This window comes from Halorubrum sp. SP3 (genome assembly GCF_005435195.1).
Lineage (GTDB): Archaea > Halobacteriota > Halobacteria > Halobacteriales > Haloferacaceae > Halorubrum > Halorubrum sodomense.
In genome coordinates this window covers 1-208 of the sequence record NZ_SGTU01000852.1, presented here as the reverse complement: position 1 = coordinate 208, position 208 = coordinate 1, and the positions used below count along the sequence as shown (strand labels likewise).

The following is a 208-nucleotide window of genomic DNA, read 5'->3' as shown; positions in this document are numbered from 1 at the left end:
CCGCGGCAAGCCCGTTGTGTTCGTCGGTGTCGACGCCGAGAACCGGCGCGTCGATCGTGCCGGACAGCTCCTCGAGGATAGGCGTCTGCTGCTTACAGGGGCCACACCAGTCAGCGAAGTAGTCGACGACGACCTGGTCGTTTTCCGCGATCGCCTCGTTGAATGATTCGGTACTTTCCACGTCGATGATTCCGCCGACCGATGCGTC

Annotated in this window: 1 protein-coding gene; it reads right to left on the bottom strand. The window is 62.0% G+C overall.

Features of this window, described 5'->3' with window-relative positions; all coding sequences use genetic code 11:
- On the bottom strand, positions 1-181 hold a 181-nt coding region (locus tag EXE42_RS18405), incomplete at its 3' end, for a co-chaperone YbbN (protein ID WP_137707163.1).
- Positions 182-208 lie beyond the last annotated feature (27 nt).